This is a genomic window from Pseudomonas siliginis (genome assembly GCF_019145195.1).
In the GTDB taxonomy this organism is placed as follows: Bacteria; Pseudomonadota; Gammaproteobacteria; order Pseudomonadales; family Pseudomonadaceae; genus Aquipseudomonas; species Aquipseudomonas siliginis.
Map to the genome: position 1 here is coordinate 278,075 of NZ_JAHSTW010000008.1, position 25,120 is coordinate 303,194.

The following is a 25,120-nucleotide window of genomic DNA, read 5'->3' on the forward strand; positions in this document are numbered from 1 at the left end:
GAGAGTCCCACCTCTAGGCATAGCCGGTCTGCGGCACCACCGTCGTCAACAATTGTCACAAAGTCTGAATGGGCGGTTCGTAGAATCCAGACATACTTGCCGCCTTAACCGACCGAGAAGCCTTATGCCCCGGCGCTTATTCAAACGTTACATGCCCGACCCGACGAGCATCAGGGAACACAAATCCTTACGCTTTCTCGGCACGTTGCTGCATGACCCGAACCTCTGGCATCTCAACCGCCACTCGGTCGCCCGGGCGATGGCGGTCGGCCTGTTTGCGGCATTCCTGCCGATACCCGCGCAGATGCTGGTGGCGGCGGCATTGGCGGTGATGGTGCGCGGCAATATGCCGATCGCGGTGAGCCTGGTCTGGCTGACCAATCCGATCACCATGCCGGCGGTGTTTTTCTGCACCTACCAGGCCGGGGCGTTCCTGATGGATGTGCCGGCGCGGCATCTGCCGGACGAGCTGACCTGGGAATGGATCAGCGGTGAGCTGTCGACATTGTGGCAGCCGTTTTTATTGGGCTCGGTGGTTGTCGGTCTGGTGCTGGGCGTCCTCGCCTACTTTCTGGTGATGCTGTACTGGCGCTGGTGGGTGGCGCGGCAATGGCGGCGGCGCAAGCAAAGTCGGCAGAAATGAAAGCAAAACGGCCTCCGCGATGGGAGGCCGTTTTTTGTTGTGTCTGGGCTGGCCCCTTCGCGAGCAGGCTCGCTCCCACAGAGAACATCATTCCAATGTGGGAGCGAGCCTGCTCGCGAAGAAAGCGACGCGGTCGGGATCAGGTACGCATCCCGCGCCCGCTCACCAGCAACCGCGCACAGCCGAGATACAGCACCACGGTCGCCACCAGCATGAAGGTAATGGCGATGCCGATGCGGATATCCGAGACACCAAGGATGCCGTAGCGGAAGGCGTTGACCATGTGCAGCACCGGGTTGGCCAGCGACACGGTCTGCCAGAACGGTGGCAGCAAAGTGATCGAGTAGAACACGCCGCCCAGGTAGGTCAGCGGGGTCAGCACAAAGGTCGGAATGATCGAAATATCATCGAAGTTGCGCGCAAACACCGCGTTGATAAAGCCCAGCAGCGAGAAGATCGTCGCGGTCAGCACCACTACCAGGATGGTCACGCCAAGGTGATGCACCTGCAGATGGGTGAAGAACAGCGACAGGATCGTCACGATCAGACCCACCGCCAGACCGCGCAATACCCCACCAATGGTGAAGCCGATCAGGATCGTGTGCGGTGACACCGGCGAGACCATCAGCTCTTCGATCGAGCGCTGGAACTTGCTGCCGAAAAAGCTCGAGACCACGTTGCCATAGGAGTTGGTGATCACTGACATCATGATCAGACCCGGCACGATGTACTCCATGTAGGTGAAGCCACCCATGTCGCCGATCTGTCGGCCGATCAGGTTGCCGAAGATCACGAAGTACAGAACCATGGTGATCGCCGGCGGCAGCAACGTCTGCGGCCAGATCCGCATGAAGCGTTTGACCTCGCGGTAGACGATGGTTTGCAGGGCGACGAGGTTGGGACCGAACTCGGAACTCATACCGCCACCTTCGACAGATTTTTCTCCACCAGGGACACGAACAACTCCTCAAGGCGATTGGTTTTGTTGCGCAGGCTCAGCACTTCGATGTTCTGTTGCGCCAACTGGGTGAACAACGCCGTGATGCCCATGGATTTATCGACCTGGACTTCGAGGGTATGGCCGTCGAGCAACCGGGCGGGGTAGCCGAGCAACTGCGGCGCGGCGTGCAAATCGTTTTTCAGGTCGAGCAAGAAGGTTTCCACATGCAACTGGCCCAGCAACTGTTTCATGCTGGTGTTTTCGACAATGGTGCCGTGGTCGATGATGCCGATGTTGCGGCACAGCTGCTCGGCCTCTTCCAGATAATGCGTGGTCAGGATGATGGTGATGCCTTTCTGGTTCAGCTCGGTGAGGAAGGTCCACATCGAACGGCGCAGCTCGATGTCGACGCCCGCAGTCGGTTCATCAAGAATAAGCAGACGCGGTTCGTGCACCAGTGCACGAGCGATCATCAAACGACGTTTCATGCCGCCGGACAGCGAACGCGACGGCACATCGCGCTTGTCCCACAGGCCGAGCTGGGTCAGGTACTGCTCGGCGCGTTCCTTGGCGACTTTCGCCGGAATGCCGTAGTAACCGGCCTGGGTCACGACGATGTCGAAGGTCTTTTCGAACTGGTTGAAATTGAATTCCTGCGGCACCACGCCGATCGAGCGCTTGAGCGCCGCCGGGTTCTTGTCCAGGTCATGGCCAAAAATATTCACGGTGCCGCTGGTCTTGTTGACCAGGGTCGAGAGAATGCCGATGGTTGTGGATTTGCCGGCGCCGTTGGGGCCGAGCAAGGCGAAAAAGTCACCTTCGGCGACGTCCAGATCGATACCACTCAAGGCCTGGAACCCGTTGCCGTAGGTTTTGGTTAGCTGCCGGATGGACAGAGCGGAACTCATATCGGATTTACGCACCAAGAAGGAAGGAAAGAAGTAAATAAGGGCGGACGGCGAGGGAAACAACCGCGGCGCAAGTTCGCAATGGTGCTTGCCGCCGCCGCACAAGTACAGTCAAGTGTGTCGATAGTAATTATCAAGTCAACGCGGTCATGACCGCTTTCTGGTAGGCCGGACGCTGTTTCAAGCGTTCATACCACGCCTGCAGATGCGGTTGCGGGGCGCGCTCGATGGGCATTTCGAACCAGGCATAAATGAAGCTGCCCAACGGAATGTCGCCCATGCCGATGTCATTGCCGGAGAGATAAGGCTGGCTGATCAGAGCATGGTCGGCCATGTTCAGCAGTTCATCGCATTCCTTGATCGCGGCGTTGATCGCCTTCCAGTCCTGCTTCTCCGCAGGCGTACGCAGCACACCCCAGAACACCGTGCGAAACGGCCCAGCGAAACTGGATGTGGTCCAGTCCATCCACTTGTCCGCCGTGGCGCGGGCTTGCGCATCCGCCGGGTACCAAGCGCTGTCTGGGGCGTGCTTGGCCAGCAAGTAGCGAACGATGGCGTTGGATTCCCACAGCACGAAACCGTCATCCTCGATCACCGGCACCCGGCCATTGGGGTTCATCGCGCGGTACTCGGGCGTATCGACCACACCGAACGCGCCGCCGGCATCGATGGCCTCGTAAGCCAGGCCCAACTCTTCGGCAGCCCACAAGGGCTTTCTGACGTTCGATGAATTTTTCCGTCCCCAGATCTTCAGCATGACCGCCTCTTTGCAAGTGAGTGGACGGCCAGCATACGCCGGATCAGGTGCGACTCAAATCAGTCTGCATGTCGCCCAACAGCACCGGCAGCTGCTCACTGAACAGATGCGGATAGCACTTTTGCAGGTGCTCGAAGAAGAACGTTTCCGGCACATCGGTGAACTGGCCGTGATCGAGCAGATACTCCATCAACTGCGCGCCGTCACGGTTGAACGGGTGGAAAACGCTGTCATTGATGCCGTCGAACTCCAGCGCTGCGACGTTGAACAACTCGCACAGTTGCTGGTTGAACGCCGGCGTCGCCTTGACCCAGCGGCCGTCGAGAAACAGCTCGGTGTAGCCATGCATGGCGAATACATCGCTTTTCAGCAGCTCGAGCAGACGCGGCGTCGACAAATGATTGCGCACATCGGCCAGACCGATGCGCGCCGGAATCCCGCAATGCCGCGCACAACCGGCGAGCAGCGTAGCTTTCGGCACGCAGTAACTTTCTCCTGCTGCGAGTGCGTAACTGCCGCGCAAGGTTTGCGGATCACGGCTGAAGGTGTAGGGGTTATAGCGCACCGCCTCACGCACGGCGTAGTACAGACTGATCGCCTGCTCGCGCGGATCATTACTGGCGCCGCGATGCTGCTCGGCGAACTCCACCACCGCCGGGTGGTCACTATCGATGAAGCGGCCGGGGCTCAGATACTCGTGCATGACGGCAATCTCCTGGATGAGTCACGAGTCTAGCGACAGCCTGAGCACAGAGATAACGACGTTTCGGCCAAACCTGAAAGCAAAGCTGCGTAGCAACGAACGATTTCCCACACGTGTTGCCCACCGAACCTACGAAAACCATCCGGGGTTTCCCACGATTTCAATCACCATGCTCTGACCACCCTTGTTTGCAGATGCCGTCTAAGCTCTGGAGGGTCGATTTGCTTTGGTTCACGGAGGACTGAATATGCTGTTGTTGTGGATACTGGTTTTGATCGTCGGCGTGGCGTATCTCGCCCATCGACGCATCGCCCCGCTGCCCGCGTTGGGCATCGTTGCGGCCTATCTGGTCGCCATGGGGATTTTCAGTCACGCGCCGGGCTGGTTGCTGTTTGTCTTCTGGGTCCTGTTGGCGGTGGTCGCCGCGCCATTGTTGCTGCCTGACCTGCGCCGCAAGCACTTCACCGCGCCGCTGTTCAACTGGTTCCAGAAAACCCTGCCGCCCATGTCGCAGACCGAACGCGACGCGATCGATGCCGGCACCGTGTGGTGGGACGGCGAGCTGTTCAGCGGCCGTCCGGACTGGGACAAACTGCTGTCCTATCCCAAGGTGCAACTGACTGAAGAAGAACAGGCGTTCATCGATGGCCCGACCGAAGAACTCTGCGCGATGGTCAGCGACTGGCAGATCGGCCAGTCCATGGACCTGCCGCCCGAGGCCTGGACGCACATCAAGGAACATGGCTTTTTCGCCCTGATCATTCCCAAGGAATACGGCGGCAAAGGCTTCTCGGCCTACGCTCACTCACAAGTGGCAATGAAACTGGCGACACGCAGCGGCGACCTCGCCTCTACCGTGATGGTGCCCAACTCCCTCGGCCCTGCCGAACTATTGCTGCATTACGGCACCGACGAACAACGTAATCACTACCTGCCGCGCCTGGCCCGTGGCGACGATATTCCGTGCTTCGCCCTCACCGGCCCGCTGGCCGGTTCCGATGCCGGCGCGATGCCCGACACCGGGATCATCTGCAAAGGCCAGTGGGAAGGACAGGAAGTTATCGGCCTGCGCCTGAACTGGGAAAAGCGCTACATCACCCTCGGCCCGGTCGCTACCCTGCTTGGCCTGGCATTCAAGGCTTATGACCCGGATCACCTGCTCGGTGAGGAAGAGGACCTCGGCATCAGTCTGGCGCTGATCCCGACCGATACCGCAGGTGTGGAAATCGGTCGTCGTCACCTGCCGCTGGGCGCCGCGTTCATGAACGGCCCGAACTCCGGCAAGGACGTGTTCATTCCTCTGGACTACCTCATCGGTGGTCAGGAAATGCTCGGCAAGGGCTGGATGATGCTGATGAACTGCCTGTCAGTCGGGCGTTCGATCTCGCTGCCAGCCGTCGGTACCGGTGCGGCCAAGTTCACCAGTCTGGTCACCGGCCAGTACGCGCAGATTCGCGAGCAATTCAATGTACCGCTGTCCGCGTTCGAAGGCATTCAGGAAGCCATGGCGCGCATCGGCGGCAACGCGTGGATGATGGACGCCGCCCGCATGCTCACCGCCAACGCGGTGGACCTGGGTGAAAAACCATCGGTGCTGTCGGCGATCCTCAAATATCACCTCACCGAACGCGGCCGCGAATGCATCAGCCACGCCATGGATGTGCATGGTGGTAAAGCGATCATCATGGGGCCGAACAACTACCTGGGCCGCAGCTGGAACGGCGCTCCGATCTTCATCACCGTCGAAGGCGCGAACATCCTGTCGCGCAACCTGATGATCTTCGGTCAGGGCGCGATCCGCTGCCATCCATTCGTACTCAAGGAAATGGCCCTGGCCGGTCGCCAGGATAAAGACCAGGCACTCAAGGAATTCGATGGCCTGCTGCTCAAGCACATCGGTTTCGCCGTCAGCAATGCGGCCAGCACACTGGTGCTGAACCTCGGCCTTGGCCATTTCGAACATGCGCCGGGTGACAGGATCAGCCAAGGCTACTTCCGCGCGCTGAACCGTCAGGCCGCCGCATTCGCCATGCTCGCCGACTTCAGCATGATGCTCCTGGGCGGCGAACTGAAACGCCGCGAACGTTTGTCGGCGCGCCTCGGCGACGTGCTGAGCAACCTGTATCTGGCATCCGCCGCGCTCAAGCGTTATCACGACCTGGATTCGCCGGCGTACATGGAACCGCTGTTCCGCTGGGCCATGGAAGAAAGTCTCGGCCAGTCGGAGCGTGCGCTGGATGAACTGCTGAGCAACTTCCCGAACAAAGTCTTCGGCTGCCTGCTGCGGGTCATCGTCTTCCCGTTCGGGCGCCGTCACAAAGGCCCATCGGACAAACTCGGCGCCGAAGTCGCTGCGGTCATCGGTCGCGCCAAAGGCGATCCGGCCCTCGAAGAACTGCTCGCCGGCTGCTACCGCCCGCAATCGGCGGACGATGCCGTGGGCGCGCTGCAACACGCCAGCGACCTGCTCAACGCCGCACAACCGCTGCACAAGAAACTGCACACTGCACTGAAGAGCGGCCAGGTCAAACCGGCAGCCGGCGAACACGCCATCGATGCCGCGCTGGAAGCCGGCGTGCTGCAAGCCGTCGAAGCGCAAAGCCTGCGCGACGCCGAAGCGGCCCGCCGCAAGGTGATCGACGTCGACGATTTCGCCAAAGAAGAACTGACCCAGGCAGAGGGCAAAGTCCGCTGATCCCGGTTTATGTGAAAAAACGGCGCGAGGGCTTTATACTCCCGCGCCCGTTTTGCTCTTGAGGACTTATCTCGTGTCCAACGTCGTTGCCGATCATCTCGTGTTGCTCGACCACCTGCGCAGTATCCTGGTCGCCGTAGGTGAGGCCGAACAAGTGCCCGAAGAAAGCCATGCCCTGTTCCTCGAGCGCTTCGACGAACTGCTGGCCTCCCTGCCGATCGACCCTATCGAAAGCCAATACCTGGGCCAGGACATCCTCACCCAAGTCATCAGCCGCTACCCGCAAATCGCCCACCTGATCCCACGCGACCTGCTGTGGTTCTTCGCCGGCGACTGCCTGCACTACCTCTCCGACGAAGAAATCGACCTCTACCAGGCCCTCGAAGAACGCCGCTACGAAGCCGAACAGAACGACGAACCGTTTGACTGGAACCAGGAAAAACAATTGCTGGCCATGTCCGCGCAGGACAGCAAGCACTGATATTCGACAGGTAATCGAAAGGCCCGCACTGGTGATTCAGTGCGGGCCTTTTTTTCAAGATCAAAAGCCCCTCACTAGCCCTATCCCGGAGGGAGAGGGGACTGACCCCGCTGTTTGGACGAGGTACGTCGACCTGAATTACCGAGTCGAATGAGGTTTCGAAAAGCCAAAAAATCGGCTCCCTTCTCCCTGGGGAAAGGGCTGGGGTGAGGGAAAAATCCACTACAAAACCAAAGCAAGACACCTCCCGCTCCTAACCACTCAAAACAATGAGCGCAAGCTCGAGTACCGCTTTTGATCTTGATCCACCGGCGACGTCGGAAGGCTGAGTGGAGGGATTGATCCGGGCGTGGGAGCGCAGCGACCGTACGACGCAGTCGTACACAGCGGAAGGAGGTGCAGCGAAGCAAACCGTAGACGCTGCGCCCGGATCAGTCCCGGAGCGAAGGAACCCGAGCCTGCGAGGGCCGAACGCAGGAGCTAGCGTTTTTTGCTTACTTTTTTTGGCGCTTGTAAAAAAGTAAGTCGCCGTAAGGGCGAAACCCTAAGCAGCCGTTACCGCAGAAACGGATATTCACCCAAAACCCCAAGAGCATGGTCGGCCCAAAGGCCGCCAAGTCCCCCCAAAAAAACCTCAAAGCAACCCCTCACTCTCCGGCAGCTCATACGCCACAGCCAAATTGCCCCCGCCCACCGACTTCCCGGGCCTACCCAACGTCGGCTCCTTCTGCAAACACTCCACCAGATAATCAATAAACACCCGCAACTTCGGCGGCAGATACCGCGTCGGCGAATGCAGCAACCACAACCCACCATGATAAGAGGCAAGAAACGTCCAGTCCGGCAACACCTGCACAATCAACTTCTGCTCCAAGGCGTAACGCGCCGTGAAATACGGCAGACTGCCAATGCCGATGTGCTGCAACACCGCCCCCAACCGCACACCCGTGTGATTGGCGGCATAGCGCCCACGCACTCCGACCGTCACCGCCTTGCTGCCCTTCTTGAATTTCCAGCGCGCATCGCTCGGCGTTTCGCCCAGATAAATACAACTGTGGTTGAGCAAATCGTGAGGATGCGTCGGCGTGCCATGTTCGGCCAGGTATTGCGGCGTGGCGCAAAGCAAATGATCGATGGTCAGCAACTGCCGCCCGACCAGACCGGCCGGTGGACGATCAGTGATGCGAATTGCCAGATCGACATGATCATCGATCAGATCGACCTGACGATCTTCCAGCAGCAACTCCACATCAACCTTGGGATAGCGGCGCAGAAACTCCGGCATGTGCGGATGAATCACAAAGCGCCCCACCGCTTTCGGCACGCTGACCCGCACCAGACCTTCGGCTTCGTGGGTGAACTGGCCGCTGATTTCCATCACCGACCTGGCCGCGCTGACCATTTCCTGGCAACGCTTGAACACCTCCTCACCGCCATCGCTCAAGCGCAGTTTGCGCGTGGTGCGTTGCAGCAAGCGCGTGGCCAACGCCTTTTCCAAGCGGGAAATACTGCGACTGACCGCCGAGGGTGAGGAACCCATCTGCCGCGCCGCTTCAGAGAAGCTGCCGGTCTCGACAACCTTGACGAAAATCGCCATTTCACCCAGCAGCGGCAGCGGAAGATTGATGCTCACAACGCACAAGTCCTTTGATGTTCGAATGGATTATCACGTTATTGCACGATTCATATAATAAAAACAGAACTTCGATCAGGGCATGGAATATGACGCTTCGCCTGTTTTTTCACAGTGATGACCTCAAGGCGAATGTCGAAGTCCTCGACTGCACACCCCACGAGAACGAATTCGCCGTAGTGCTGCGCGCTACTCTGTTTCACCCCCAGGGCGGCGGTCAGCCTTGCGACACCGGCTGGATCGGTGAGAGTCAGGTGTCGCGCGTGGTGCAGGAAGCGGAGCGCATTGTGCATTTCGTCGACCGCCCGCAGCCTCTGGGCATGACCGTCATCCGTATCGATGAAGAACGCCGCCGCTTCAACACACGCATGCACTCGGCCGGGCACCTGATCGGTCATTTCATTCAGGCCATGGGCTGGATGCCGATCAAGGCGCACCACTGGCCGGACGAAGGCCGGGTGCAATTCAAGCCGGGCGATGGCGCTGAAGAAGTCGATGCGCCAACCGTGCAAACCGGTATCGAGCAGTGGATCGAACATGATCTGCCGCGCCTGACCTCGCTTCGCGAAGGCGCGCGGGAAATCAGTTTCGGTGAGCTGCCAGCCTATGGCTGCGGTGGCACCCACGTACGTAGCCTGAAGGATCTGGGCACAGTCACGATCGCGTCCCTTTCGCAGAAGAAGGGCACGCTGTCCGTCCACTACAGCGTGGATTGAGCATTTCGGACGTTGCCATCGCGCAGCGTCCGACGCCGGGGGACCGCACTCGCAGGTTCCGTTGACTATCGATAGATGGACCTAAAAAAAATGATGCTAGACGTCGAGCGTCTCGATGAGACGTGCATAAAAAAACTGGCCAACGAAGAAGTCCTCGCCATCCGCGTCAAACGCTTTCTGCCCGAGCCGCTGGCGATCGAGATCGGCGACAAGATCCTCGCCCCGGGCTTTGAAGGCTACATCAACGCGCCGAGTATCGGCCGTATCGGCATGGCCTTTTACGAGGCGGAAAACCAGCCACTGCTGATCGAGGATTACTTCGAACGCGCCACCCGCAACATCGACGAACTGCGCCAGCGCTGCGCGCCCTACTCTTCGCCGATCGACACGTTGCGCTGCATGCTTGACGAATCCTGGCCCGCTGGCGCGCATCTGGAAAACCTCTACGGGCGCAAGATGTATGTCGGCTTGTCGCGCGTGGTCAAACCCGGCGTGTGCTTTCTTGCTCATCACGACATCTTCGCCAAAGACGCCCCGGACAGTTTTCAGGCGCGCAGTCTCGAGGCGCAATTTGCCTGCAACGTCTACCTGAACATGCCCGCCGAGGGCGGCGCCTTGCAGATGTGGAATGACCACATCACCCCCGATCAATTCGACGAAATGCGCGGCGACAGTTATGGCATCGAGCCGTCGCTGCTGGGGCCGCCCGCCCTCGAAGTACGACCGCAGCCCGGCGATTTCATCATGTTCAATTCGCGGCGCATGCACTCGGTAACTCCGGGCGTGGCCGATCCGCGTTTGAGCCTGTCGTTCTTTGTCGGCTATCGCGGCAATGCCTCCCCTCTGACTTTCTGGAGCTGACATGCTTTCCAATTACCTGGGCGAATTTCTCGCATTGGCCACCATCCACTTTCTCGCCGTGGTAGCACCCGGCCCGGACTTCGCCGTGACCATCCGTCAAAGCGTGCGCTTCGGCCGGCTCGTCGGTATCTGCACTGCGCTGGGCATCGGCGCGGGGATTTCCGTGCATGTGCTGTATACCCTGCTCGGCGTCGGCGCCCTGATGCACACCACGCCGTGGCTGCTGACCGCCGCCAAAGTGGTCGGCGGTGCGTACATCCTTTATCTGGGCGTCAGCCTGATTCGCAGCAAACCGAAGAGCAGCGTCGAAGGCGAAAAAACTGCCGATGAGCCGCTGGTTGAACAGTCACTGTTCAAGGCATTCAGCACCGGTTTTCTGACCAACGCGACCAACCCCAAGGCCACGCTGTTTTTCCTGGCCATCTTCACCACGATCATCAGCGCCAGCACACCGCTGCAGATCCAGGCGTTCTACGGATTGTGGATGTGCTTCGTCAACGCGCTGTGGTTCGTGATCGTCGCGCTGTTTTTCTCCAGCAATAAAGTGCGCCTGCTGTTCATGCGCCTTGGACACTGGTTCGAGCGCAGCATGGGCGTCATCCTGATTCTGTTTGCCGGACGGCTGATGCTGTCGATGTAACTCACACAAAAAAGTCCCGGCATAAGTTGCCGGGACTTTTTTCATTTGTGCGCCTCTTTTGCATTTCTGTGCGACAGATCAACTTTGTAATTCCCTCTTCAGCCGCCTACGGTGTTAGGTTGCAAAATGTTTCTGCCGCAAGCGTCAGACATATTTTCCCAATCTCTAGCAAAGGAATGCCTGTTCAATGGTCTTTTCCCTGAAAAAACTGGCCGCCGCTACGCTCGTCATGGCCAGTCTCACCGCGTTTACCAGCGCCGCACAAGCCAACATCACTGCCGAGCAAAGTGCAGCGATCCTGAAATCCTTTGACGGCAAGAGCTTGACGGATTTTCGCAGCTTCCTTGGCAGCCTGGCGAAAAGCGACTTGGCCAAGACGGATAATCTCACCCCGTCCATCAGCGCCTTCCTCGACAACAAGACCCTGAACGCCGAACAGCAGAATGAAATTCACCGTCTGCTGGGCATTTATACCCGCGTGAAATATGGCAAGGCCGCGCTGGAAACCCTGCGCCAACTCGTCGAGATCCCGACCTTCCGCAAGGACGGCGTGGAGCAACACGACAACCCGGAATTCATCAAGATTGCCGGCGAGATCCAGAAACTCGCCGAATCCTTCGGTTTGAAATTCCGCAATATCGATAACCGCGTCTACGAAATCTCTCTGGACGGCAAAGGCGACGAAGTCGTTGGCATTCATGCCCACGCCGATGTGGTGCCGGTGACGCCGGAAAACTGGGTGCTGAAAGATGGCACCAAACTCGACCCATTCAAAGTCACGCTGATTGGCGATCGCATGTACGGTCGTGGTACCGAGGATGACAAGAACGCCATTGTCGTGGCGCTGTACGCCATGAAAGTGATCAAGGACGAGAAACTGCCACTGGCGCGTAACTTCAAGCTGCTGGTCGACACCACCGAAGAAACCAGCGGCGACGCCATTCCCTATTACTTCGAGCGCAACCCGACGCCGAACTACAACATGGCGCTGGACGGCGGTTATCCGGTAGTGATCGCCGAAAAAGGTTACGGCACCGTCATGGCCAACTTTGCCAAACGCAAAGGCGAAGGCAACGGCGCGGAAATCGTTTCGATGACTGGCGGCAAGGCGACCAACCAGATTCCGTCCGCTTCGGTGGTCACGCTGGTAACCGACAAGCCTGCCGAGCTCGCCGCCAGTCTGCAAAAGGCCGGCGATGCCTATGCCAAGGCCAACGGCGGCGACTTCGAAGTCGCTACGAAGGTTGATGGCAAAGACGTCAAACTGACCGTGACGGGGGTTTCTGCGCACTCCTCCGAACCAGAGTCCGGCGTCAACCCGGTCGCGCGGATGCTGAGCTTCATCAACAGCCTGGAAGGCAAAGTCGCGCTCAAGCACAACCAGTTCACCGACGCCGCACGTTATGCCGATGACAACTGGGGCCTGGATTATCTGGGCAAAAAACTTGGCGTGGGCTTCTCCGACTCGTTCATGGGGCCACTGACCACCTCGCTGACCTACGTCGGTGAGGATGACAAGACCTTCAAACTGGCGGTGAATCTGCGCGTACCGAAGGGCAAGTCTCCGGAAAAGCTCAAGGCTGAGATCGCTGAGAAACTGGATGCCTGGAGCAAGAAGACTCATGTCGCTGTAGCGTTCGACTATTCCGTGGCCGAGCCGATGTATCGCAACCCCGAAGGTGAATGGGTCAAGGCGCTGCTTGCCGTAGCCAGCGAAAACCTCGGCATGAAATCGGAATTCGGTACTTCCGCTGGCGCGACGTCGGTTCACGAGTTGCCGAACGGCGTGCAATTCGGCCTGGCGCGACCTGAAGCCAAATACACCGGCCACACCGATGGCGAGTTCAAGACCGTCGATCAGTTCCTGCTGGATCTGCAGATCGTCACGGAAATGATGGGGCGTGTCGGGCAATTGCCGAAGCTGTAAAGCCCTGCCTGAGCCCAGTCACCGATGACCGGGCTCAAAATAAAAAAGGACCTGTGAAAAGGTCCTTTTTTATTACCGCCACAAAACGCGCACAAACAAAAACGCCGATCATCACTGATCGGCGTTTTTGTGAAATTGGAGCGGGAAACGAGACTCGAACTCGCGACCCCGACCTTGGCAAGGTCGTGCTCTACCAACTGAGCTATTCCCGCAAATGGCGTCCCCTAGGGGACTCGAACCCCTGTTACCGCCGTGAAAGGGCGGTGTCCTAGGCCACTAGACGAAGGGGACACGCTACCCGGAACACATGGTGTGTGTTTCGGTGTCCAGATCCGCATCCGAAGACTTGGTTCTGGTTTCACTCAGCACCGCCCGAAAGCACTGCTGTTTAAAATTGGAGCGGGAAACGAGACTCGAACTCGCGACCCCGACCTTGGCAAGGTCGTGCTCTACCAACTGAGCTATTCCCGCATTGGCGTCCCCTAGGGGACTCGAACCCCTGTTACCGCCGTGAAAGGGCGGTGTCCTAGGCCACTAGACGAAGGGGACACACTACAACATTCACTCCCTGCCGCGTTTCGCTGTGTGCTTTACGCTGCAAGTGGCGCGCATTCTATGGATGGATTGAGGGGTCGTCAACCCCCTGATATAAATTTATTTAAATCAATGACTTCGACCTGGATTACGGGCCGCGTAGGGCTTTTCCGTCGTCCGAAACCTGACGCCTATATTCCGCCACTCGCCAAGACGTTATAGTCCACCGCACAGTGATGGCAATCTGCACATCAAGCGCCAGCATTCATCTATACCGCTGGCGGCCGATACAGATTGCAGCAGCCGATCAAACCCGTCGAGCGGCGCTAGGCGCCTAAATGCCCAGCCACTACACTCGCATGCGAACCCTATAAAGAGGTCTTACCGGTGACACCACTCATGATCACCCTGCTAGTCGTAGCCGGGATCGCAATTCTGATCGCCATTGGCTACATGAACCATGTGGTGGAAAACAACAAACTGGAGAAGGCCCGCACCAAAGTCGAACTCAACGACCGCCTGCGCCGCTGCGGCGAACTGACCGAAACCTTCCCCGGCCAGTTCATGACCCCGGCGCTCAAGCTGCTACTGACCCGCCTGGAACTCAACGTCTGCCAGCGCCTGCTCAACCTGGAAAAAACCAGCGCGACGACCAAGGCCCGCATCACCGAACTCAGCGCCCTCGTTGCCCAAGGCGAATCGATCCCGGTGAACAACCCGCCCGCGCCGATCCTCACCGAAGCCAAAGCCAAAGACGTGCGCTTCCTCCTCGAAGCCCTGCACGGCCAGATCACCCGCGCCGCCCACGACGGCTTCCTGCCACCCAACGAAGCCAAACAATGGATTCGCGAGGTGCGCCACATTCTCGTGCTGCTGCACATCGAATTCTTCAACAACCTCGGCCAACAGTCCCTGCAACAAAACCAACCCGGCCAGGCCCGCCTCGCCTTCGAACGCGGCGTGCAATATCTGCGCAAACAGCAGGACCCGCAGATGTATGCCGAGCAACTGCAATATCTGGAAAAACTCCTCGCCCGAGCCAACGCCCAGGTCATGGACAAGATCGCCCCGGTGGAAGGTGAAGAAAACCAACTGACTGCCGGTTTGAAGGATGCCGAAGCCGATGCGGACTGGAAGAAGAAAGTGATTTACGACTGAGGCGGGAATGCCGCTAAAGAAGCCACCTTCATGGGTGGCTTTTTTGTGGGCGACTTGAAAGAGGTGTGAATTGAAGACCGCTTTCGCGAGCAGGCTCGCTCCCACATTGGGAAGCAGTGTTCTCAGGTAAAAATCGGTCGGCTGTCAGGCCGCCTTCGCTGGCAGGCCAGCTCCCACGGAACAGCAAAAGCAAACCCGGGCCATCCCCACGCGGCGAAGCCGAGAGCCTGGTCGGCCCAAAGGCCGCCAAGGCTCAAAGCCGAAAATGCCCAACCATCGAGCGCAACTCGCCGCCCAACTGCGCCAGCTCAACGCTCGAAGCCGCATTCCCGCGCATCGCCACGGAAGAGTGATCCGCGCTCGCACGAATCTGCGTAACACTGCGATTGATCTCCTCCGCCACCGAACTCTGCTCCTCCGCCGCCGCCGCGATCTGCTGATTCATCTGCTGAATCAACGACACCGCCGCCGCAATACTCCCCAGCGCACTTTCGGTCTGCAACGCATCACTGACCGCCAGCTTCACCAGCTCGCCACTGCTGCGAATCTGCTGCACCGACGACTGCGCCGCTGCCCGCAGGGCACTGACCAAGCGTTCGATCTCCTCGGTCGATTGCTGCGTACGCCGTGCCAGCGCACGCACCTCATCGGCCACCACCGCAAACCCCCTGCCCTGCTCCCCGGCGCGCGCCGCTTCGATTGCAGCGTTCAGCGCCAACAGATTGGTCTGCTCGGCCACGCTTTTGATCACCTCCAGCACCGTGCCGATATTCTGAATCTCGGCACTGAGGCTCTCGATGCTGGAACTGGCCGAGGTTGCCGAATCCGCCAACTGCTCGATCCGCGCCATGCTTTGACGCACCACCTGCTGGCCGCTCTCGACCTTGTCATCCGCCGTCTGCGCCGCGAGCGCCGCCTCTTCGGCATTGCGCGCGACGTCATGCACGGTGGCGGTCATCTGGTTCATGGCGGTGGCGACCTGCTCGGTTTCCTCCTTCTGGCTGTTGACCTCCAGATTGGTCTGCTCGGTCACCGCCGACAGCGATTGCGCGGAACCGGCCAAGCGCTCGATACCGGCCTGCAAGCCGCTGACAATCGTGCCGAGGCCGGCAGCCATCTGCTGCATCGCCAACATCAATTGCCCCATTTCATCGCGGCGCGTCACCTCGACCTTCGCCGTCAGATCACCTGCAGCAATCTGCTGCGCCACGCGAATCACACTGCGCAGCGGCGCCACGATCAGGCGCGTTATCACCCACGCGGCAAGTAATCCGACCAACAAGGCCAGCGCCGAAGAGCCAATGATCAATACCGTGTTCTTTTTCAGCTCCGCCTGCATCGAAGCATCTTCGGCGACATAGGCCTGATTGACCCGGTCCACCACTTGCGCCGCGCGCTGATGCAACTGGTCATAAACAGTTTTTTCTTGCGCCAGCAAACCGGTGTATTCAGCCAGCTTCTCGTTGAATCCGGCGATATGCCCCGACACTTCGTTGAGCACCGTCAGATAGCCCTCGTCCTTGACCGTGGTTTTCAGCGCCTCGGCCTGCTCCTGCGCTTGCGCGGCCTGCTCGATGTTGCCTTGACCGGCATTGTCGGCATCGCCCTTGCGGCTTTGATCCAGCCGCACGCGCGCTTCGTTCATCGCTTGCAGCATCAGTCGCGAGACCTGACTGACCTGATTCGCCTGTTCGATGAACTGCGCGCCGTCCTTGCCCTCGGTGTCTTTCAACGTATAGGCGCCATCATCGGCCAGCCCGCTCTGCAACACGTCGAGGTTATTGGCCACGCTGGACACCGACCAACTGGCCATCTCCAGCGCAAGGTCCTTGGCCTGGCTCAGCGAGACAAATTCATCGAAGGCCTTGCGATACGCGCCCAGCGCTTGCTCGACATCGCTCATCACCGGCACATTGGCCGGGGAATGTGCCTTGAGCTCGCCGGCAAGAACGATCAGCCCATCGACGCCCTCGCGCAAGGCATCGGCGGTCTTCGGATTGCCGCGCAGGGCGTACTCCTGCTCGAGCAGGCGCACCTTGAGCAGGCCGCTGTTGAGCGCGGACATCTGCTTCAAGCCGTCGAAACGCAGGCTGATGGTTTGCAGGGACCAGACGCCGATCGCCGCCACCAACGCAGTCAGCAGCAAGACCAGCACAAATCCGATACCCAGTTTTTTCGCCATACCGAGGTTGGCGAAACGTCCTTGCACGGCCGAAATCATTGCGCGTAGTCCCCTGCCAAAGTCTGTTGCCGAAGATTCGCAACGGGCTCGAACCAGCACAAGACTCTGGCGTCGGAATAATGGCAAAAAGCTACGCCCGCGTCGTTTTCAGAATGCTGGAGGTCGATCCGCGCAGGTATTGCGAAAAAACTGCCGCGCCCGTGGGTCGCAGGCACAGGCCACATTGATGCGCTGCCAGTCACCGCACTCACCGCTGGGACTGAAGGCGTCCGCTGCTGATAACTCCAGCCCGCAGTGCTGGGCCTGCCTACGCACCGACGCCTGGTCGCGCAAGCGCGCCCGCGCCCAGATAAACAGCCCGCCAACCGGCTTGCCGAACACTTCCCACTCGGCATCTTCCAGGGCCTGCAAGGCCGCCGCGCGATCGGCATTCAAGCGCTGACGCTGGCGCTGCACCAGTTTGCGATAGGCGCCGGTCGCCATCAGTCTGGCCAATACCGCCTCGGCCAGCCTCGAACAGCCCAGGCCGCTGATCATCTTGACCTCCGCCAGGCGCTTCAGCAGTTCGCTGTCCGCCAGGACAAAGCCGACCCGCAACGAGCTGCTCAGTGTCTTGGAGAAGCTGCCGACATAAATGACCCGGCCGCCATGGTCCAGCGCCGCCAACCGCGTACCGTTGCCGGTGTGCAGATCAGCGTAGACGTCATCTTCGATCACGCGCAGGTCGTAGGTCTTGCTCAACTGCACGATGCGCTGGGCAACGGCGGGAGTCAGGCAACTGCCAGTGGGATTGTGGTGATGACTGCCGATGAACAGGGCGCCGGGACGAAACTGACGCAGCACCGACTCGAGCATGTCGATGTCCGGCCCGCTCGGCGTACGACGAACTTCGAGCATCTGTACGCCGTGCAGACGCAACAGGTCAAACAACGGTGCATAACCGGGCGTTTCCACCACGACGCAATCGCCAGCCTTGAACAGGGTGCGCACGATCAGGTCAAGCGCATGACTGGCACCGCTGGTGCTCATCAGCCGGGTATTGCAGGCGTCGATATTCAGCAGTTTCAGACGCTTGGCAATTTGCTCGCGCAACGCTGGCAGGCCCAGTGGCGAGCTGTAGTTGAACAGGCTGGCCATGTCGGTGCGTGCCACCTCGCGCAGCGCATAGCTGAGGTCGTCGGGCTCACGCCAACTCGGCGGCAAGCCTCCTTGCCCCAAAATCAAGCGACTCGTTGCGGCGTCCACCTCATCACGCCATGCGGGGCGGCCCTCGCACGCTGCCCATTCCGAGTCCGCTTCGCGCAATGCCGGCGAGGCCGCGACGATGAATCCCGCGCCCTGACGCGTGGTCAATACGCCTTGCGAAACCAGGCGCTCGCAGGCTTCGACAACGCACGACTGGCTGAGCAGATTCCCCCGGGCGATTTGCCGTACGGAGGGTAACCGGGTGGCCGGCGGGATGCCGCTTTGCACAATCCAGTCAGTCATTCCATCGACGATCTGCTGCACGACCGGCACCATTGCCTGTCGGTCAATTCTCAGTTCCATGAGCTCGCAAACTCCTGTCAGTTTTGCTGGCAGCAGTAAATCACAGCCGCGCCGCCGAGGCTGTGCGACAACACCGCCAAATGCGGCAGTTCTAACGGTTTGATACACATTGTTTAGCGGTATTCACACGGACCAACCGCGAGGTACAAAAAACCCGCACGCAGGCGGGTTCTTAAAATTACGGCAACCTTCAGAACGCTGTCACGCCGCCATCCACTGCCAGCGAATGCCCAGTGGTGAACGCTGCGCCATCGCTGCACAGATACAGCACCGCGCTGGCGATTTCCTCGACCTTGCCGATGCGTCCGACCGGATGCATGGCGTTGGCGAATTCGCCTTTCTTCGGGTCAGCTTCGTAGGCGCGGCGGAACATGTCTGTGTCGATTACCGCCGGGCACACTGCGTTGACGCGGATTTTCTTCTTCGCGTATTCGATCGCCGCCGATTTGGTCAGGCCGATCACCGCATGTTTCGACGCCGCGTAGATGCTCATTTTCGGCGCTGCGCCCAGTCCGGCTACCGACGCCGTGTTGACGATCGCGCCACCGCCCTGCGCCAACAGCAACGGCAACTGATACTTCATGCACAGCCAGACGCCTTTGACGTTGACGCCCATGATCGCGTCGAATTCGTCCAGCGAACCGTCGGCGAGTTTGCCCTTTTCGATTTCGATCCCGGCGTTGTTGAAGGCATAGTCGAGACGACCGTAGGTGTTGATCACCTCATCCATCAGATTTTTTACATCGCTTTCCACCGTCACGTCGCAGCGCACGAAGGACGCTTCGCCACCGGCGGTACGAATCAGCGCAACCGTGCCTTCGCCTCCAGCCGCGTCGAGGTCAGCCACCACCACTTTCAGGCCTTCGGCGGCAAACGCCAGGGCTGTCGCGCGACCGATGCCGTAGGCGGCCCCCGTGATTACAACCACCTGACCGGAAAACGTCATGCTCATGGAGATGTCCTCGAATGCAAAAAACTGGGAGATGTTGCGTCGCAGCATAGCCAAGGGCGGCGAAAGCGCGTCAGCACTATGCAATCGCTGTTTACAGGCCCATGCGCTGCAGTGATAAAACCCAACCCGTAACCATCACTGCACTGGATCGACTCGCATTCGCCGTATCAGCCAACCTTGCGACATCGGCGTTGAAGAGCTATCAACAAGGCTTCATTCCATTCGAGTGCCTGTCATGACCAACCAGACCAATCGCCAGTTCCTGCTCGCCAAACGCCCGGTGGGCGCCGCGACCCGCGAGACTTTCACTTATCAGGAAGTACCGGTCGGCGAGCCACAGGCGGGACAGATCCTGGTGAAAAACGAATACCTGTCCCTCGACCCGGCCATGCGCGGTTGGATGAACGAAGGCAAGTCCTACATCCCGCCGGTCGGTCTCGGTGAGGTCATGCGCGCACTGGGCGTGGGAAAAGTCATCGCCTCGAACAATCCCGGCTTTGCCGTCGGCGATTACGTCAACGGCGCTCTGGGTGTGCAGGATTATTTCCTTGGCGAGCCGCGCGGTTTCTACAAGGTCGACCCGAAACTCGCGCCATTGCCACGCTATCTGTCTGCACTGGGCATGACCGGCATGACCGCCTACTTCGCCCTGCTCGACGTCGGCGCCCCGAAAGCCGGTGACACCGTGGTGCTGTCCGGCGCGGCCGGTGCGGTGGGCAGCGTGGCCGGGCAGATCGCCAAAATCAAAGGCTGCCGCGTCGTCGGCATTGCCGGCGGGGCCGACAAGTGCAAATTCCTCATCGACGAATTGGGCTTCGACGGCGCCATCGATTACAAGGCCGAAGACGTCGTGGCCGGACTGAAGCGCGAATGTCCGAAAGGCGTGGACGTGTACTTCGATAACGTCGGTGGCGACATTCTCGACGCGGTGCTGAGCCGCTTGAACATGAAAGCGCGGGTGGTGATCTGCGGCGCCATCAGCCAGTACAACAATAAAGAAGCGGTCAAAGGCCCGGCCAATTACCTGTCACTGCTGGTCAATCGCGCGCGCATGGAAGGTTTTGTGGTGATGGACTACGCCGCGCAGTTCGCCAGCGCCGCGCAGGAGATGGCCGGCTGGATGACCAACGGGCAGCTCAAGAGCAAGGAAGATGTGGTTGATGGGCTGGAGACGTTCCCCGAGACGCTGATGAAACTGTTCAACGGCGAGAACTTTGGCAAGTTGGTTCTGAAGGTTTAAGGCCAGCCTGAAACCAATGTGGGAGCGAGCCTGCTCGCGAAAGCGGTGGATCAGTCGGTAATGATGCCGACTGACACGCCCTCTTCGCGAGCAGGCTCGCTCCCACAGTTGGATCTTCAATAAGCTTTAGGCGATTTCGGCTACGACTGCGGCTAACGCCTGCGCCGGATCTGCCGCCTGGCTGATCGGACGGCCGATTACCAGATAATCGGAACCGGCATCCAGCGCCTGACGCGGGGTCAGAATGCGCCGTTGATCATCCTGCGCGCTGCCCGCCGGGCGAATCCCCGGGGTCACCAGTTGCAGCGACGGGTGCGCGGCTTTCAGCGCCGACGCTTCCAGCGCCGAACACACCAGACCGTCCATCCCGGCCTTCTCGGCCAGTGCCGCCAGACGCAGCACTTGTTCCTGCGGCTCGATATCCAGACCGATACCGGCCAGATCCTCGCGCTCCATGCTGGTCAGCACGGTCACACCAATCAACAACGGTTGCGGACCACTGCGCTTGTCCAGCTCTTCACGGCAGGCAGCCATCATGCGCAGGCCACCGGAGCAGTGCACGTTGACCAGCCACACGCCCATCTCGGCAGCGGCTTTCACAGCCATCGCGGTGGTGTTGGGGATGTCGTGGAATTTGAGATCCAGAAACACTTCAAAACCCTTGTCACGCAGGGTGCCGACGATTTCCGCCGCGCAACTGGTGAATAGTTCCTTGCCCACTTTGACCCGGCACAGCTTCGGGTCCAACTGGTCGGCCAGCTTCAGTGCGGCGTCACGGGTGGGGAAATCCAGGGCGACGATGATAGGAGTCTGGCAGGCGGACATGGATGGGCTCTCAGGCTGGTCGAAAACGGCGCGCATTGTAGCGGAACCGGCGGCGGCGCGGCACCCGATGATCGGTAAATCGTCGCGCTGGCGGTTATCAGCTTAGCCGGCGCGGCTATTGTGTCGACTCCGATACACAACCGACACGCCCGCAACACGCACCCGGGTTAGCCTCGCCCGGCGCAATACGCCCTTACAACAGCACTTCCCGCCTCTCGGCCGGACGCCTATGCTGAAACCACCCCTGGCAGTGAACAGCCCTATGCACAATGCCCCGACAACCGTGACGGATGAAAGCAAAGACGACAAGCGCTGGAGCATCCGCGCGCTGATCGTCGACGATGACGTGCCGATCCGCGAGCTGATGATCGATTACCTCGCCCGTTTCAACATTCACGCCAGCGGCGTCACCGACGGCGCGGCGATGCGCCAGGCGCTGCAGGGCGAACATTTCGACGTCATCGTCCTCGACCTGATGCTGCCCGGCGAAGACGGCCTGTCGCTGTGCCGCTGGCTGCGCGCCGAATCGGACATCCCGATCCTGATGCTCACCGCCCGCTGCGAACCCACCGACCGCATCATCGGCCTGGAACTGGGCGCAGACGATTACATGGCCAAGCCGTTCGAACCACGCGAACTGGTCGCCCGCATCCAGACCATCCTGCGCCGCGTGCGCGACGACCGCACTGACCAGCGCGCCAACATTCGCTTCGACAACTGGCGCCTCAACAGCGTCCTGCGCCAAGTGGTCGCCGACAACGGCCTGGTAGTGCCCTTGTCCAACGCCGAATTCCGCCTGCTCTGGGTCTTCATCGAACGCCCGCGCCGCGTGCTCAGCCGCGAACAACTGCTCGACGCCGCTCGCGGTCGCTCGATCGAAGCCTTCGACCGCAGCATCGACCTGCTGGTCTCGCGCCTGCGGCAAAAACTCGGTGACGACCCGAAAGCCCCGCAGTTGATCAAGACCGTGCGCGGCGAGGGTTACCTGTTCGACGCGCGGGACATCGGCTGATGAAGGCGCGCTTGGACACCCTGTTCGGTCGCCTGTTCGGGGTGCTGTTCGCGGCGATTGTCCTGGCGCACCTGCTGGCCTTCGCCTGGTTCAGGCTCTACGGCCCTCCTCCGCCCCCACCACCGCCCGAGTTCTCAGCGAACATCGACGGCCAACCGCCCATGCGCGACGCCGCTTATCCACCGAGGCAAGCGCGCCCCTGGTTCGGTGGCCCGGTGGTGCCGCTGACCTTTCAATTCATCACGCTGATGATCGCCGCCTGGTACGGCGCCAAACTGCTCACCCGGCCGATCCAGCGCCTGAGCGACGCCGCCGAGCGCCTGAGCGAAGACCTCGACAGCGACCCCCTCGACGAATCCGGCCCGCGCGAAGCCCGGCAAGCGGCCCACACTTTCAACCTCATGCAACGGCGCATCCGCGAACAGGTCCAGCAACGCGCGCGCATGCTCGGCGCCGTCTCCCACGACCTGCGCACGCCACTGTCACGGCTGAAACTGCGCCTGGAAAACATCAGCGACGACAAGCTGCAAAGCCAGATGCGCCAGGACCTGGACGACATGATCGGCATGCTCGACGCCACCCTCACCTATCTGCACGAACAACGCACCAGCGAAGCCTTGCAGTTGCTGGACGTGCAGGCGCTGGTCGAATCGCTGAGCGAAAACGCCCAGGACCAGGGCGCCGATGTACAGGTCAGCGGCCACTGCGCGCCTTTGCCAGTACAACCGATGGCGCTGCGCTCGTGCATCAACAACCTGCTGGACAACGCCCTGCGTTACGCCGGACAGGCACGGATTGAACTGCTGGAACAGCGCGAAGAACTGCTGATTCGGGTGATTGATCACGGACCGGGTATTGCTGAAGACCAGCGGGAAGCGGTGTTCGAGCCGTTTTACCGACTGGAAGGCTCGCGCAACCGCAATTCCGGCGGCGTAGGGCTGGGCATGACCATCGCCCGCGAAGCCGCGCAGCGGTTGGGTGGACAATTGAAGCTGGAGGAAACACCGGGGGGTGGGCTGACCGCCATTGTCCGCTTGCCACGGGGCTGAGGCTCAGCCGACTTGAAGAGGGAGCGAGCCTGCTCGCGAAAGTGTCTGATGATTCAATACATCTGTTGAATGTACCGGCCTCTTCGCGAGCAGGCTCGCTCCCACAATGAAACTGAGTGTATTCGGCAGATATTGGTTGGATGTGAGGACGCTATCGCTGGCAAGCCAGCTCCCACAGGGATCGAGTGGTTTCAGAGAGAGATGGGTTGGCTGCCAGGCCGCCTTCGCGAGCAGGCTCGCTCCCACAAAAGCAAAGCAGCGCAGCTGCCCGCGGCGAAGCCGCCCCACTCAACAATGAGCGCAAGCTCGAGTACCGCTTTTGATCTTGATCCACGGGCGACGTCGGAAGGCTGAGCGGAGGGATTGATCCGGGCGTGGGAGCGCAGCGACCGTCTGGCGCAGCCAGACACAGCGGAAGGAGGTGCAGCGAAGCAAACCGGAGCCGCTGCGCCCGGATCGATCCCGCAGCGAAGGAACCCGAGCCTGCGAGGGCCGAACGCAGGAGCAAGCCTTTTCGGTTACCTTTTTGGCGTTTGAAAAAGGTGACCCGCCGTAAGGGCGGAACCGTAATCAGCAACACCCGAAGAAACGGATATTCACCCAAAACCCCAAGAACCTGGTCGGCCCAGAGGCCGCCAAGCCCCCCCCCTAGACCCGAGCCTGACTCTTACTCCAATCCGTCAAAAGACTATAAGCCACCGCCAACAACGTAGGCCCAATAAACAACCCGATAAAGCCAAACGCAATCAACCCGCCAAACACCCCGAGCAACACAATCACCAACGGCAGATTGCCGCCACGGCTGATCAGATACGGCTTGAGCACATTGTCCACGCCACTGATGATGAACGTCCCCCAGATCCCGAGAAAGATCGCCATCCCGTACTCACCCTTCCACACCAGCCAAGCCGTGGCCGGCACCCACACCAGCGGTGGCCCCATCGGAATCAGACTCAGCATAAACGTGACGATCCCCAGCACCAGCGCCCCCGGCACCCCGGCGATCAAAAAGCCGATCAACGCCAGCACCGCCTGCGCCGCCGCCGTACCAATCACACCGTTGACCACCCGCTGCACCGTGCCCGCCACCAATTCGATGTAATAACCGGCACGATCGCCAATCAAGCGCTGCAGCAGACTGTGCACAAACGCCGCCAGTCGTGGCCCGTCACGGTAGAAAAAGAACACGAACACCAGACTCAGCGTCAGCTCGAGAATCCCCCCGCCGATCTGCGCGCTGCGTGCCAGCAACCAGTTGCCGACCTGCCCCAGATACGGCTTGATCGAGACCATCAACGCCGCGCCCTGTTGATCGATGCTGTCCCACATCGCCACCAGTCGCTCACCAACCAATGGCACGCTGCCAAGCCAAGTGGGCGCTTCCGGCAAACCGTCGACCTGCACATCCTTGATGAATGCCGTGGCATCGCGCACATGATCGGCAAGATTGAAACCCAGCCACACCAGCGGCGCCGCCACCAGCAACATCCAGCCCAGTGTCAGGATCAACGCGGCCAGCGATTCACGGCCATTGAGCGCGCGGGTCAGCAAACGCATCAGCGGCCAACTGGCGAACGCCAGCACCGCGCCCCAGAACAGCGCCGACCAGAACGGCGCCATCACCCAAAGGCTGGCACCAAACAAAACCAGCAGCAGAATCTGCACCAGCAGGCGATCGTTATTGAGCATGGGAAGTCCCGGCAAAGTCAGTCAGCG

21 protein-coding genes, 4 tRNA genes and 1 pseudogene are annotated in these 25,120 nt (G+C 60.1%); 11 read left to right on the top strand and 15 right to left on the bottom strand.

Annotation, left to right across the window (positions count from 1 at the left end; all coding sequences use genetic code 11):
* The first annotated feature begins 124 nt into the window (after positions 1-124).
* Entirely contained in the window at positions 125-643 is a 519-nt protein-coding gene (locus tag KVG87_RS17675; RefSeq protein WP_039760200.1) for a DUF2062 domain-containing protein, read from the top strand.
* A 139-nt stretch (positions 644-782) separates the two neighbouring features.
* On the opposite strand, the gene KVG87_RS17680 is transcribed toward KVG87_RS17675, so the two are convergent.
* From KVG87_RS17680 to KVG87_RS17695, 4 genes are all read right to left on the bottom strand, one after another.
* Positions 783-1,562 (bottom strand): ABC transporter permease, encoded by a 780-nt coding sequence (locus KVG87_RS17680; protein WP_056788203.1) that lies wholly within the window; start codon positions 1,560-1,562, stop codon positions 783-785.
* The gene (locus KVG87_RS17685) at positions 1,559-2,491 is read right to left on the bottom strand and encodes an ABC transporter ATP-binding protein (protein ID WP_073472242.1); all 933 of its coding nucleotides are present in this window, start codon (positions 2,489-2,491) and stop codon (positions 1,559-1,561) included. Before KVG87_RS17685 ends, KVG87_RS17680 begins: the two co-directional genes overlap by 4 nt.
* A gap of 133 nt (positions 2,492-2,624) precedes the next feature.
* Entirely contained in the window at positions 2,625-3,248 is a 624-nt protein-coding gene (locus tag KVG87_RS17690) for a glutathione S-transferase family protein (protein WP_076563819.1), read from the bottom strand.
* A 43-nt stretch (positions 3,249-3,291) separates the two neighbouring features.
* Positions 3,292-3,951 carry a transglutaminase-like domain-containing protein gene (locus tag KVG87_RS17695; RefSeq protein WP_024013938.1) on the bottom strand — a complete coding sequence of 220 codons (660 nt, stop codon included), beginning with the start codon at positions 3,949-3,951 and terminating at the stop codon, positions 3,292-3,294.
* Positions 3,952-4,198: 247 nt separating this feature from the next.
* On the opposite strand from KVG87_RS17695, the gene KVG87_RS17700 reads away from it, so the two are divergent.
* Positions 4,199-6,646 carry an acyl-CoA dehydrogenase gene (locus KVG87_RS17700; RefSeq protein WP_217851810.1) on the top strand — a complete coding sequence of 816 codons (2,448 nt, stop codon included), beginning with the start codon at positions 4,199-4,201 and terminating at the stop codon, positions 6,644-6,646.
* Between the two features lie 73 nt (positions 6,647-6,719).
* Positions 6,720-7,127 carry a PA2817 family protein gene (locus KVG87_RS17705; RefSeq protein ID WP_039760212.1) on the top strand — a complete coding sequence of 136 codons (408 nt, stop codon included), beginning with the start codon at positions 6,720-6,722 and terminating at the stop codon, positions 7,125-7,127.
* A 634-nt stretch (positions 7,128-7,761) separates the two neighbouring features.
* On the opposite strand, the gene KVG87_RS17710 is transcribed toward KVG87_RS17705, so the two are convergent.
* Entirely contained in the window at positions 7,762-8,760 is a 999-nt protein-coding gene (locus KVG87_RS17710) for a LysR family transcriptional regulator (RefSeq protein WP_039764152.1), read from the bottom strand.
* An 89-nt stretch (positions 8,761-8,849) separates the two neighbouring features.
* Here KVG87_RS17710 and KVG87_RS17715 point away from each other — a divergent pair, with 89 nt between their 5' ends.
* The 4 genes from KVG87_RS17715 to KVG87_RS17730 all read left to right on the top strand — a co-directional run bounded on the left by KVG87_RS17715 (position 8,850) and on the right by KVG87_RS17730 (position 12,904).
* Positions 8,850-9,476: an alanyl-tRNA editing protein gene (locus KVG87_RS17715; RefSeq protein WP_217851812.1), complete on the top strand. Its 627-nt coding sequence runs from the start codon at positions 8,850-8,852 to the stop codon at positions 9,474-9,476.
* 90 nt (positions 9,477-9,566) lie between these two features.
* Complete coding sequence (locus KVG87_RS17720; RefSeq protein WP_095181606.1) at positions 9,567-10,337, top strand: 2OG-Fe(II) oxygenase; 771 nt, start codon at positions 9,567-9,569, stop codon at positions 10,335-10,337.
* A gap of 1 nt (position 10,338) precedes the next feature.
* Positions 10,339-10,977, top strand: coding sequence for a LysE family translocator (locus tag KVG87_RS17725; RefSeq protein WP_217851814.1), 639 nt, complete (start codon positions 10,339-10,341; stop codon positions 10,975-10,977).
* Between the two features lie 187 nt (positions 10,978-11,164).
* On the top strand, positions 11,165-12,904 hold the full coding sequence (locus tag KVG87_RS17730) for a dipeptidase (protein WP_217851816.1): 1,740 nt from the start codon (positions 11,165-11,167) through the stop codon (positions 12,902-12,904).
* Between the two features lie 136 nt (positions 12,905-13,040).
* Here the strand turns inward: KVG87_RS17730 and KVG87_RS17735 are convergent.
* The 4 genes from KVG87_RS17735 to KVG87_RS17750 all read right to left on the bottom strand — a co-directional run bounded on the left by KVG87_RS17735 (position 13,041) and on the right by KVG87_RS17750 (position 13,453).
* A tRNA-Gly gene (locus KVG87_RS17735) sits at positions 13,041-13,116 on the bottom strand.
* A gap of 3 nt (positions 13,117-13,119) precedes the next feature.
* Positions 13,120-13,195 (bottom strand) — tRNA-Glu (locus KVG87_RS17740).
* A 104-nt stretch (positions 13,196-13,299) separates the two neighbouring features.
* Positions 13,300-13,375, bottom strand: a tRNA-Gly gene (locus KVG87_RS17745).
* A 2-nt stretch (positions 13,376-13,377) separates the two neighbouring features.
* Positions 13,378-13,453, bottom strand: a tRNA-Glu gene (locus tag KVG87_RS17750).
* Between the two features lie 384 nt (positions 13,454-13,837).
* On the opposite strand from KVG87_RS17750, the gene KVG87_RS17755 reads away from it, so the two are divergent.
* Positions 13,838-14,596: a hypothetical protein gene (locus tag KVG87_RS17755; RefSeq protein WP_178083664.1), complete on the top strand. Its 759-nt coding sequence runs from the start codon at positions 13,838-13,840 to the stop codon at positions 14,594-14,596.
* A 253-nt stretch (positions 14,597-14,849) separates the two neighbouring features.
* Here the strand turns inward: KVG87_RS17755 and KVG87_RS26265 are convergent, their stop codons facing one another.
* The 4 genes and pseudogenes from KVG87_RS26265 to KVG87_RS17770 form a co-directional block, all read right to left on the bottom strand.
* Positions 14,850-15,731 (bottom strand): methyl-accepting chemotaxis protein, encoded by an 882-nt coding sequence (locus tag KVG87_RS26265; RefSeq protein WP_372241007.1) that lies wholly within the window; start codon positions 15,729-15,731, stop codon positions 14,850-14,852.
* A pseudogene (locus KVG87_RS26270) lies at positions 15,711-16,817 on the bottom strand (HAMP domain-containing protein); the annotation flags it as partial. The pseudogene KVG87_RS26270 and the gene KVG87_RS26265, both read right to left, overlap by 21 nt.
* A gap of 108 nt (positions 16,818-16,925) precedes the next feature.
* On the bottom strand, positions 16,926-18,326 hold the full coding sequence (locus tag KVG87_RS17765; RefSeq protein WP_076563828.1) for an aminotransferase-like domain-containing protein: 1,401 nt from the start codon (positions 18,324-18,326) through the stop codon (positions 16,926-16,928).
* A gap of 190 nt (positions 18,327-18,516) precedes the next feature.
* Positions 18,517-19,278 carry an SDR family oxidoreductase gene (locus KVG87_RS17770; protein ID WP_076563829.1) on the bottom strand — a complete coding sequence of 254 codons (762 nt, stop codon included), beginning with the start codon at positions 19,276-19,278 and terminating at the stop codon, positions 18,517-18,519.
* Between the two features lie 235 nt (positions 19,279-19,513).
* On the opposite strand from KVG87_RS17770, the gene KVG87_RS17775 reads away from it, so the two are divergent.
* Entirely contained in the window at positions 19,514-20,518 is a 1,005-nt protein-coding gene (locus KVG87_RS17775; protein WP_217851818.1) for an NADP-dependent oxidoreductase, read from the top strand.
* A gap of 126 nt (positions 20,519-20,644) precedes the next feature.
* On the opposite strand, the gene pyrF is transcribed toward KVG87_RS17775, so the two are convergent.
* On the bottom strand, positions 20,645-21,343 hold the full coding sequence (pyrF, locus tag KVG87_RS17780) for an orotidine-5'-phosphate decarboxylase (protein ID WP_217851820.1): 699 nt from the start codon (positions 21,341-21,343) through the stop codon (positions 20,645-20,647).
* A gap of 262 nt (positions 21,344-21,605) precedes the next feature.
* Here pyrF and KVG87_RS17785 point away from each other — a divergent pair, with 262 nt between their 5' ends.
* Both KVG87_RS17785 and KVG87_RS17790 read left to right on the top strand, forming a co-directional pair.
* Positions 21,606-22,355 (top strand): response regulator, encoded by a 750-nt coding sequence (locus tag KVG87_RS17785; protein ID WP_041479472.1) that lies wholly within the window; start codon positions 21,606-21,608, stop codon positions 22,353-22,355.
* Positions 22,355-23,404: an ATP-binding protein gene (locus KVG87_RS17790; protein WP_217851822.1), complete on the top strand. Its 1,050-nt coding sequence runs from the start codon at positions 22,355-22,357 to the stop codon at positions 23,402-23,404. The genes KVG87_RS17785 and KVG87_RS17790 overlap by 1 nt, the downstream gene beginning before the upstream one ends.
* A gap of 648 nt (positions 23,405-24,052) precedes the next feature.
* On the opposite strand, the gene KVG87_RS17795 is transcribed toward KVG87_RS17790, so the two are convergent.
* Entirely contained in the window at positions 24,053-25,093 is a 1,041-nt protein-coding gene (locus KVG87_RS17795) for an AI-2E family transporter (RefSeq protein ID WP_071173244.1), read from the bottom strand.
* Positions 25,094-25,120: the final 27 nt, after the last annotated feature.